This is a genomic window from Mesorhizobium sp. M4B.F.Ca.ET.017.02.2.1 (assembly GCF_003998955.1).
Lineage (GTDB): Bacteria > Pseudomonadota > Alphaproteobacteria > Rhizobiales > Rhizobiaceae > Mesorhizobium > Mesorhizobium abyssinicae.
Genome location: NZ_RZOF01000244.1, coordinates 1 through 10,089 on the forward strand (window position 1 = coordinate 1; position 10,089 = coordinate 10,089).

The 10,089-nt window shown below is 64.1% G+C and carries 10 protein-coding genes; 7 read left to right on the plus strand and 3 right to left on the minus strand.

Features of this window, described 5'->3' with window-relative positions:
- The 7 genes from EN738_RS24105 to EN738_RS24135 form a co-directional block, all read left to right on the plus strand.
- Positions 1 to 651 (plus strand): penicillin-binding transpeptidase domain-containing protein (locus tag EN738_RS24105; RefSeq protein WP_281034323.1); only part of this gene is annotated, 651 nt, incomplete at its 5' end.
- 120 nt (positions 652 to 771) lie between these two features.
- A protein-coding gene (prfB, locus tag EN738_RS24110) for a peptide chain release factor 2 (protein ID WP_127285894.1) occupies positions 772 to 1,903 on the plus strand; the annotation gives its coding sequence in 2 pieces (ribosomal slippage) (positions 772 to 837 and positions 839 to 1,903; 1,131 coding nt in all).
- Between the two features lie 62 nt (positions 1,904 to 1,965).
- Entirely contained in the window at positions 1,966 to 2,394 is a 429-nt protein-coding gene (locus EN738_RS24115; protein ID WP_245494651.1) for a GFA family protein, read from the plus strand.
- Between the two features lie 299 nt (positions 2,395 to 2,693).
- Entirely contained in the window at positions 2,694 to 3,071 is a 378-nt protein-coding gene (locus EN738_RS24120; protein WP_127285896.1) for a hypothetical protein, read from the plus strand.
- A 151-nt stretch (positions 3,072 to 3,222) separates the two neighbouring features.
- Positions 3,223 to 3,591 carry a GFA family protein gene (locus EN738_RS24125; protein WP_127285897.1) on the plus strand — a complete coding sequence of 123 codons (369 nt, stop codon included), beginning with the start codon at positions 3,223 to 3,225 and terminating at the stop codon, positions 3,589 to 3,591.
- 155 nt (positions 3,592 to 3,746) lie between these two features.
- Entirely contained in the window at positions 3,747 to 4,397 is a 651-nt protein-coding gene (locus EN738_RS24130) for an OmpA family protein (RefSeq protein ID WP_127285898.1), read from the plus strand.
- A 249-nt stretch (positions 4,398 to 4,646) separates the two neighbouring features.
- A complete protein-coding gene (locus EN738_RS24135; protein ID WP_127285899.1) occupies positions 4,647 to 5,243 on the plus strand; it encodes a hypothetical protein in 597 nt (198 codons plus the stop codon).
- Positions 5,244 to 5,318: 75 nt separating this feature from the next.
- Here EN738_RS24135 and EN738_RS24140 read toward each other — a convergent pair whose 3' ends face one another.
- The 3 genes from EN738_RS24140 to EN738_RS24155 form a co-directional block, all read right to left on the minus strand.
- Positions 5,319 to 6,875 carry a DEAD/DEAH box helicase gene (locus EN738_RS24140; RefSeq protein WP_189605948.1) on the minus strand — a complete coding sequence of 519 codons (1,557 nt, stop codon included), beginning with the start codon at positions 6,873 to 6,875 and terminating at the stop codon, positions 5,319 to 5,321.
- Between the two features lie 193 nt (positions 6,876 to 7,068).
- Positions 7,069 to 7,842 carry an NAD kinase gene (locus tag EN738_RS24145; protein WP_127285901.1) on the minus strand — a complete coding sequence of 258 codons (774 nt, stop codon included), beginning with the start codon at positions 7,840 to 7,842 and terminating at the stop codon, positions 7,069 to 7,071.
- 446 nt (positions 7,843 to 8,288) lie between these two features.
- The coding region (locus EN738_RS24155; protein WP_127285903.1) for a CHAT domain-containing protein at positions 8,289 to 10,089 on the minus strand (1,801 nt) is incomplete at its 5' end.

Sequence of the window (10,089 nt, forward strand, 5' to 3'; positions counted from 1 at the left end):
CTCATCGACCGCATCCAGGACCGCTACGGCAAGACGGTGTTCAAGCAGGACGAGCGCGGTTGCGAAGGCTGCAACGCCGCCGAATGGAAGAACCAGTCCGAACCGGAACTGGTCGACAATTCCGAGCAGGTGCTCGATCCGATGACGGCCTACCAGATCACCTCGATGATGGAAGGCGTGGTGCAGCGCGGCACCGGCGCCACCATCGCCGAGCTCGGCCGCCATATCGCCGGCAAGACCGGCACGACCAACGACGAGAAGGATGCCTGGTTCATCGGCTATACGCCGAACCTCGTAGTCGGCCTCTATATGGGCTATGACACGCCGAAAGGGCTTGGCAAGGGCGCGACCGGCGGCGGTCTGGCGGCGCCGATCTTCAAGGATTTCATGCGCGTGGCGCTGGACGGCACGCCCAACATCGACTTCCAGGTTCCGGAAGGCATGAAGCTGATCGCCATCAACCGCAAGACCGGCATGAAGGCGGCCGAAGGCGAGGCAGGCACGATCATCGAAGCCTTCAAGCCGGGCACCGGCCCCGCCGACAGCTATTGGGTGATCGGCATGGGGGCCGACGGTTCGAACGGCGCCGGCGGCGCGCTGTCGCCGCAAGCCACGCAAGCCATCCAGGATGGCGGCGGCGGGCTTTACTGACGGGCTCGCATCGAATGAGGCCGGCCGGACCACGATCCGGCCGGCCATTTCGCTTTACAGGCGGCGGTGCCGTCCCTATGTATCGCGCCGACCAAAATCAACTGGACAGAACTGGCAGCCATGCGCGCGGAAACGCTCAACATCGTCGACGAGATCAGGCAGGCCATAACCCTGCTGAGGAGGCATCTTTGACTGGGACCAGGCCATCAAGCGGCTTGAGTACCTGAACGTCCGCGCCGAGGATTCCAGCCTCTGGAACGAGCCGCTGGAAGCGCAGAAGCTGATGCGGGAGCGCCAGGAGCTCGAAGATGGCATCGCCGCCGTCAAGGGCCTGACCCAGGCGCTTGAAGACAATATCGGCCTGATCGAACTGGGAGAGGAAGAGGGCGACGAAGGCGTCGTCGCCGAGGCAGAGGCGGCACTGCGCTCGATGCAGGGCGAGGCCAAGGCCCGCCAGGTCGAGACGCTGCTTTCGGGCGAGGCCGACGCCAACGACACCTATCTCGAAATCCATGCCGGCGCCGGCGGCACCGAGAGCCAGGACTGGGCCTCGATGCTTTTGCGCATGTATACGCGCTGGGCCGAGCGCCGCCGCTTCAAGGTCGAGGTGCTGGAAGTGCACGACGGCGAAGAGGCGGGGATCAAGTCGGCCACGGTGCTGATCAAGGGCCACAACGCCTATGGCTGGCTGAAGACCGAATCGGGTGTCCACCGGCTGGTGCGCATCTCGCCCTACGACAGCAATGCGCGGCGCCACACGTCTTTCGCCAGCGTCTGGGTCTATCCGGTCATCGATGATACGATCGACATCGCCGTCTCGGAATCGGATGTCCGCATCGACACCTACCGCTCGTCGGGTTCGGGCGGCCAGCACGTCAACACCACCGATTCTGCGGTCCGCATCACCCATCTCGCGACCGGCATCGCGGTCGCCTGCCAGGCCGAACGCTCGCAGCACAAGAACCGGGCCAAGGCCTGGGAGATGCTGCGCTCGCGCCTCTACGAGGAAGAGCTGAAGAAGCGCGAGGCGGTGGCCAACGCCACCGAGGCATCGAAGAGCGACATCGGCTGGGGCCACCAGATCCGCTCCTACGTGCTGCAGCCCTATCAGCTTGTGAAGGACCTGCGCACCGGCGTCGAAAGCACCAGCCCGTCGAGCGTTCTCGACGGCGACCTCGACGAGTTCATGGAAGCCTCGCTGTCGCACCGTATCGAGGGTGGGGCGGGCGAAGCGGTGGCGGATCTCGACTAGGATATGTCCATATTCAGGTGAGGCCGGCCCGACACCTTGGGCACCAGATGAAGGAGGCGCTTGTGACCAAGCCGGACAAGGCAAATACTCACAGGCTTTCCGGAAAGTGCTTTTGCGGCGCCGTCCAGTACGAGGTGGCGGACGAATTCGTCTATGCCTTGAACTGCCACTGCTCGAACTGCCAGCGCGCCACCGGGTCGGCTTTCAAGCCCTTCGCCGGCATCGAGCGGGACAAGCTGCGCCTGACCGCCGGCGACGACAGGATGCTGGTCTTCGGCGATCCCAGCGGCGCTCACGACAAGCACTGCGGGCAGTGCGGCTCGCTGCTTTATTCGGTAGTGCGGGCGGGCGCCTACGTCCACGTCACCATGGGGACGCTGGTGGATACGCCGAGCATCCGCCCGACGGCGCATATCTTCGTCGGTTCCAAGGCGAAATGGTTCACAGTCACCGACGATCTGCCACAGTATGATGAGCATATTCCCGGTTGAACGGCTGGAACCAGCTTCATCTGAATTTCGTTGTCCGGCACCAGACATCCGTCGCTAACGGCTCGTTAACCAAGCCGGCGCACGATTCTGGCTGCAGAGGTTTGGCGTGCGGCGCGGCGTTGCCGATGCGGCCGCTTCTTGCGCCGGCCAAGGAATCAGCCCAGCATTCGGGCTGAGGGGATAGAAGCATTTATGGCCGGACGCGGCGTATCTGCGACCTGACGATCCGGCCAGTGGGAAGACACGTTCCGGGAACGGGCAAGCGAAAGGCTTGGAGCTCGTTTGAAAGGAACGTTCCCATGTTTGCTGCCACAATTCGACAGGCCAAAGCCGTTGAACCGGTTGGCCGCTTCCTGTTTTTCCTGGCTGCGGCCGCGGTGGTCGTGGTGCTGACTGCGCCTGCGCTCGCGCACGATGCCAAGCCTACGGCGGCATTGCCGCAAGGCTGGAGCTATCCGTTCTCGTGCTGCGCCAACTACGATTGCCGCACGACCCACTCCGGCGAAGTCCTGGAGAAGCCGGAGGGCTACGTGATCGCCGGCACGGGCGAGGTGGTTCCCATGACCGACAAGCGCGTCAAGGATAGCCCCGACGGCGAATTCCACTGGTGCGCGCATCAGGCGGGACTCGATGCCGGCAAGACCATCTGCCTGTTCGTGCCGCCGCGCTCCTATTGAGGCGACGGGCATCCGACCTGCGGGTCAAGGGGCATCGGGCTTTCCAGTTTTTGAGAGCGGGCAGGCAAGCCTGCCGACAGGCGGTTGTCAGGAGCGATTCTTTATGTTGCCTTGCCGCGGTGGACGGCGGGCAACGGAGAGGAATTCGTTCATGACCATCAAGGGAAGCTGCCACTGCAAGGCGACGACATTCGAGGTTTCAGAAGCGCCGCAAACAGTGACGCATTGCACATGCTCCTTCTGTTCGAAACGCGGCTCGCTCTGGGCCTATTATGTGCCCGAGCAATTCAAGCTCACCAGCCCGCCCGAAAACGTCTCGTTCTACCGCTGGGGCTCAAAGACCATAAAGCACGGCTTTTGCGCCACCTGCGGCTGCGGCACCTTCACCGAAACGCCCGACTGGTCGACCGGTGAGCCGGACTTCGACAACCCGAAGATCAGCGTGAACTCGCGCCTGTTCGACGATTTCAATCTCGACAAGGTCGAGGTCGTCGTCATCGACGGCAAGAATCTCTGGTAGGGGGCACTGGCCGGAACAGCCGCGCATGGCGACGATGGAAAAGCTCTGATCGGCCTTTTGCCGTTCCGCTTTTCGCCGTATTTCATGCTACAAGACCGCCGGAAGGGCTGATATGGCGCGGCTGCAATGGCCGCGGTTTGGAGAGGGACATTCTCATGAAGAAGACTGTGCTCGTCGTCGTGGCGACGGCTGTATTGGTGAGCGCTTGCACCACCACCGATCCGTACACCGGTGAGCAGAAGGTTTCCAACACGGCGGCCGGCGCCGGCCTCGGCGCGATCGCGGGTGCCGGGCTTGGCCTTCTGGCCGGCGGCAACGACCGCCGCAACGCGCTGATCGGCGCCGGTATCGGCGCGCTCGCCGGCGGCGCCATCGGCGCCACGATGGACCAGAACGAGGCCGAGCTGCGCCGTCAGCTCCAGGGTACCGGCGTCAGCGTCACGCGCACCGGTGACCAGATCATCCTCAACATGCCGTCCGACATCACCTTCAACATCGACCAGGACGCGGTGAAGCCCGGCTTCTATCCGGTGCTGAATTCGGTGGCGCTGGTGCTGAACAAGTTCCGCCAGACCACGGTCGACGTTTTCGGCCACACCGATTCGACCGGCGGCGACGAACACAATTTCGACCTGTCGCAGCGCCGTGCGCTCGCGGTCGCCAACTATCTCTCCGGGCAAGGTGTCGATTCGCGCCGCTTCGCCGTCACCGGATTCGGCAAGACCCGGCCGATCGCGTCCAATGCGACGACACAGGGCCGCGCGCAGAACCGCCGCGTCGAGATTCAGCTTTCGCCGCTCACCTGAGCCCTTCGGCATCGAAACGTATAGACGGCCCCCACGGGGGCCGTCTTCGTTTGAACCGACATTGGCAGCCTTCAGTTCACCCAGTCGTCCTGAAGAATTAGCTAGTTCTAACGAACTGCTTTTCCGGGATAGTGGAAAGGAATAGCATCGGACCGTTCCAGAGGGACGGGGCGGTACAATCGGCCGCGCAATCAAGAAGTTCGACGCCTCGGTCTTGCACGGCCAGATCAGAAAATCTGGGAGGAATGCATGACGAAAACAGTTCGCTTCGGTGCCCTCGCTCTGACGGGTCTTATCGGCGCCTGGCTTGGCGCGGCCACGGCTCAGGCCGAGGATGCCGGCAAGGCCGACATCGAGGCCTTGAAAAAGTCGCTCGCCAAATACGAGGACTACACCGCCGCCATCCGCGACCTCTATCTGTCGACTGTCGGCTGCGTCTACTACAGCGGCGAAAAGATAGCCGGCACGATGGATTATCCGAAGGGCGCCATGGGCATCCACTTCGTCAATGTTCCCAGCGTCGGGCAGAAACTCGATCCGATGCGCCCCAACGTGCTGATCTATGAGCCGACCAAGAAGGGCCTGAAGCTGGTCGGGGTCGAATGGCTGGTGCCGCTGACACCGGACGTCAAGGAAGCACCTTCGTTATTCGGCCAGAAATTCATGGGGCCGATGGAGGGACACTATCCGCTCATCCCGAAGGAGTTCGTCCACTACGACCTTCACGCCTGGTTGAAGGACAACCCGAACGGCGTGTTCAGCCCGACCAACCCGAACGTGAAATGCAACAAGGCCGAGTTCCCGATGCTGGAGAAGCCGACCAAGATGATGCCCGGCCCGATGTGAGGGCCCGCAAGGCCGTCCAGACAAGAAAAGGCAAGCCGAGTGCTCGGCTTGCCTTTTGTCGAAACGGAACAGAGATCAGACCTTGGCGACGATCCGCATGAAGGCGGGCATGTCGTCGCCGAAACCGACGGTGGCGTCGTCTTCTTCCTGACGGTGGCGGGCAGGGCGGTCACGCTCCCGCTTCGGCTCGCCGCGCTGGTCGTTGCGATCGCCCCTGCGCTCGCTGTTTTCGGAACGGATCGCTTCCTTGCGCGCGCGCCGCTCGCCGATATCGGCCACCGTTGCCTCGGCCGCGACCGGCTGCTCCTCGCGGGTCGGGGCCGGCGTGTCTTCGCCGTGCCGGGCATGGCGCTCGCGCGGCTTGCGCTCGCCCCTGTCCTTGCGGTCCTCGTCCTTGCGGCCGGCGCGGCGCGGCGCGCCGCGGCCACGGCGGGGCGCTTCGTCCTCGCCTTCGCTGGCGACCACCGTCGACAGGTCGCCGTCGTGCCACTCGATCTTGTTGCCGATCAGCCGCTCGATCGCATCGATGTATTTGGTGTCCGATTTGGTGGCGATGGTGAAGGATTTACCGGCGCGTCCGGCGCGGCCGGTGCGGCCGATGCGGTGGACATAGTCCTCGGCATGGATCGGCACGTCGTAATTGAAGACGTGGCTGACATCGGGGATGTCGAGGCCGCGCGCGGCGACGTCCGAAGCGACGAGGTAGCGCAATTTGCCGTCGCGAAAATTGGCCAGCATCTGCATGCGCGCGCGCTGGTCCATGTCGCCATGCAGGGCGCCGGCATCGAAATCGTACTTCAGCAGCGAGCGGAACAGTTCCGAGACCTCGACCTTGCGGTTGCAGAAGATAATGGCGTTCTTCAGTTCGGCGTCTTCGGCCTTCATCAGGTTGCGCAGCGTCTCGCGCTTGTCCCAGGGCTTGGAGCCGGACTTGACCAGGCGCTGGGTGATGCTGGTCGCGGTGGAGGCGGCCTTCGATACCTCGACGCGCACCGGCGCGTGCAAGAATTTTTCCGTCAGCTTGGTGATCTCGGGCGGCATCGTCGCGGAGAAGAACAGCGTCTGGCGCGTGAACGGGATCATCTCGCAAATGCGCTCGATGTCGGGGATGAAGCCCATGTCGAGCATGCGATCGGCCTCGTCGATGACGAGGATCTCGACGCCGTTGAGCAGCAGCTTGCCGCGCTCGCGGTGATCGAGCAGGCGGCCGGGGGTCGCGATCAGCACATCGGCGCCGCGCTCCAACTTCTTGTCCTGCTCGTCGAAGGAGACGCCGCCGATCAGCAGCGCGATGTTGAGCTTGTGGTTCTTGCCGTATTTGACGAAGTTTTCCTCGACCTGAGCGGCAAGCTCGCGCGTCGGTTCGAGGATCAGCGTGCGCGGCATGCGGGCGCGGGCGCGGCCTTTCTCGAGACGGGTCAGCATCGGCAGCACGAAGGATGCCGTTTTGCCGGTGCCGGTCTGGGCGATGCCCAGCACATCCTTGCCCAGCAAGGCATGCGGGATGGCGCCGGCCTGGATCGGCGTCGGCTTGGTGTAACCGGCATCGGTGACCGCGGAAAGGACCTTCGGCGAAAGGCCGAGGTCCGCGAATGTCAACGCTTCTTGAGCAGTCTGGGTGTCTGAGGACAAGTTTGGCTGTCTTTGGCTTTTACAGGGGGAAGCGCAACGGTATCCGTCGCGGCAGGCGCCGCGCGCCTGCAAGATCGGCGTTGGAGTTAGGCGCAAGCCCACGATTTGTCAACAGAAACGGCCGGAAATGCTGCGATTGTGAAGACGTAAGCTTAATCGCGATGCTTAATCGAGGCCCTGTCCTGGCGCCGGCTCAGTAGCGGAACTGTTCGGCGAGGATGCGCTCGTTCCACGAATGGTTGGGATCGAACAGCAGCGTCGCCGTCGCGGTCGGCGACTCCCGCACCGTGACCGAGGCCACGGCCTTCACTTCGGTATGGTCGGCGGCCGCGTTCACCGGCCGCTTTTCGGCTTCGAGTATGTCGAAGCGCACCGTCGCCTTGTTGGAAAGCAGGGCGCCGCGCCAGCGGCGCGGACGGAACGGGCTCACCGGCGTCAGCGCCAGCAGCGGCGCGTCGAGTGGCAGGATCGGGCCGTGCGCGGAGAGGTTATAGGCGGTCGAGCCGGCCGGCGTCGCGATCATCACGCCGTCGCAGTTCAGTTCCTCGAGCCGCACCTGCTCGTCCACCGTGATGCGGATCTTGGCCGTCTGGTAGGACTGGCGCCAGAGCGCCACTTCGTTGATCGCCAGCGCAGAGACGGTCTCGCCTTCATGCGTCACCGCCAGCATCTCCAGCGGACGGATGGTCTCGGCGACCGCGGCGGCGATGCGTTCCTCAAGGCCGCCGGCGCGGTATTCGTTCATCAGGAAGCCGATGGTGCCACGGTTCATGCCGTAGACCTTCTTTCCGGTGCTCATCGTGTCACGCAGCGTCTGCAGCAGGAAGCCGTCGCCGCCGAGGGCGACCACAATCTCGGCCTCTTCGACCGATGTCTGCCCATAGTGCGACGACAGGCTTTCCAGCGCCGCTTTGGCGTCGGCGGTGTCGGACGAGACGAAGGCGAAATGGCTGGCGGCTTTGCTCATGGCTTCCCGATGACGAGCGGCTGGCGGTGGCCCCGTTTTCGGACCGCGCCAGCGCCGGGGTAGCATGGGCCGCCCGCATCTGCAAAGGGCGGCACAGGACGGCAATGAAAGGCAGTTGCTCGCGCATTGTGTCGCCGGATGGCCGAACGTGATGGTTAAGACGAAGCTTAAGCTCTCGTAAAGCCGGATGGGCCATGTTAGCCGGCAGTGGATGGGTTGGCGGGGGCCAGCAAGTCGAGACCTATCTATTGCCGGTGACACGCCTGATTATCGTCTTCCTGATGCTGGGAAGTTTTGCCCTCGTTTTCGCCGAACTGGTACGGCATTCGGAAGATATGAGTTCCCGGCCCCAGCCGACGGCCTCGCGCTGCGGTGACACCGCCGGAATGCCCTGTCCGCAAAGAGCGCTGTAAGATCGCTGTCCTACGTGGCCGCGCTTCCGGCCCCTACTGCGTCACGACCTGAAGATTGGCGTTGCCGTAGAAAGTATAGGCAAGGTAGGTCGGGTCACCCGTTTCGTAAAAGCGCTTGCGCACGCCTTGCAGGATTTCGGCGAGGTAGACCGGCCCGTCCTCGAGCCGGGTGGTGATGCCGCCGTAGAAATCGGCAGAGAAGGCGGCCGCGGCGCGGTCGGTCAGCGGCCACATGCCGCCGATGAAACCGGAAGCGCCGCTCGCCAGCACCGCCGGTCCCCAGCCCTGCACGAAGCCACCGAACATCTGCGAGCGTCCGCTGTCGCAGGCGTTGAAGAAGTAGAAGGGATTGCCTGTACCGTGGGCGGCCGCGACCAGCGCGCGCCAGGTATCCGGATCGAGCGACTGGTCGACGAGGTCGATGGCAAAAACCGGTCGGCCGCTGCCAGGCTGGTTGACCTCGCCATGGCCGGAAAAATGGATGAAGCCGGTCGAGACCTCGCCGACGAGCTTTTCGAAAGAGACGAAATCGCCGTCGAAGCGGCGATAACCGGAAAGCTTGCTGAGCGCCTCGATCTCGACCTGCTGGAACGACAGCGACTGCTTGTCGGCGTAGGAGGGCGCTACCGCCGCAACCCCGGTGAAGACCAGCCGGTCGAGCGGATTGTCGACCTGCGAGGACATGCTGCGCGGCGCCCAGCGCGCCAGCCGATAGCCCATGCCGAGGAAGCCGTCCTGCGTCGCGCCGTCGTCGCTTCGCGGGCGGATCAATTCCCAGGGCAGTGTCGGGCTGTTCGAGGTGATCTGGATCGAGCGCAGTTCGCCCTTGCCACGCAATGACCAGAAAACATGCTTGAACACCTTCGGCACATAGTCGCGATAGAGCACATCGCCGAAGCCTTCGGCGGCGAGCGTGACGAAGCGCTTTTGCGCTTCCGGGTCATTGCTTGCGGCAGGCTGCTGCAACGAAACCGCGCCGCGCAGGCTGAGGCCGAGCTGCAGCAGGCGTTGGTATTCGGACTCCAGCCATGCCGCCATCTCCGGCGGCGTCGAGAAACTGTCGGTCACCGGTCCGGCCAGATGCGGCGAATGGATGATGATCTGTCCGGAGCCGAGGCCGCTCGGATCGTCATAGAGGATGGTGACGTCGAGATCGGGCACGTCGCCGGCGCCGTTGAGGTCGATACTGCCGGTCAATGGCTGTCTCGGCGCCGAGGCGAGCAGCATTGTCGGGGCAGGGGTGGCGGTTTCGGCGCTGGGAGCGGGTATCCGCGTTCGCGCTATGGTGACGGGCCGCGATGCCGAGCCGAGGAAACGTCCGGCGCTGTAGATGCGGGCGATGAACTGGCCTGGCTTGCTGTCCTGGCCGATCGGCCGCGCCTTGAGCTCGAAGCGGACGAAATCGCTGTCGCCTTCGCGATAGAGCGTGGCTGCCCGGCTCCATTTGCCGCCATCGGCGAGATCGAAGCCCGAGGCGAAGAGATCGATGTCGATCGGCCATTGCTCCGTTCCGGCGGGCATCGCCATGCGCAGTGCGCCGTCCGCGGTCACCGTAGTGCCGGGTGCGGCTTTCACCTTGACCTCTGGCGTCAATTGCTCCTCGGCCAACGCGATCGATACGGTCACGACGTCACCCGCCACCACCTCGTCCGGCGCATCGATGGCCGGGTGCCGGACGACCTGCTCCGTGGCCGGCTCCGGAGCGGGCGGCGGGGGTGGAAGGTTGCCATCGTCGGGATCGACCTCCGCGCCGCCAGAAGGAACCAAGACCGGCCCGGTCGAGGGCTGGTCCTGGGCTGAGGCCGGTGCCGGATCAGGGGGTAGGGGCGGAAGG

What these genes read in the sequence shown, in the direction of transcription:
- EN738_RS24120 (WP_127285896.1), top strand. Translation starts at nt 2,694, where the DNA reads ATGTTTGCTGCCACAATTCGACAGGCCAAAGCCGTTGAACCGGTTGGC.
- EN738_RS24135 (WP_127285899.1), top strand. Translation starts at nt 4,647, where the DNA reads ATGACGAAAACAGTTCGCTTCGGTGCCCTCGCTCTGACGGGTCTTATC.
- EN738_RS24125 (WP_127285897.1), top strand. Translation starts at nt 3,223, where the DNA reads ATGACCATCAAGGGAAGCTGCCACTGCAAGGCGACGACATTCGAGGTT.
- EN738_RS24130 (WP_127285898.1), top strand. Translation starts at nt 3,747, where the DNA reads ATGAAGAAGACTGTGCTCGTCGTCGTGGCGACGGCTGTATTGGTGAGC.
- EN738_RS24145 (WP_127285901.1), bottom strand. Translation starts at nt 7,842, where the DNA reads ATGAGCAAAGCCGCCAGCCATTTCGCCTTCGTCTCGTCCGACACCGCC.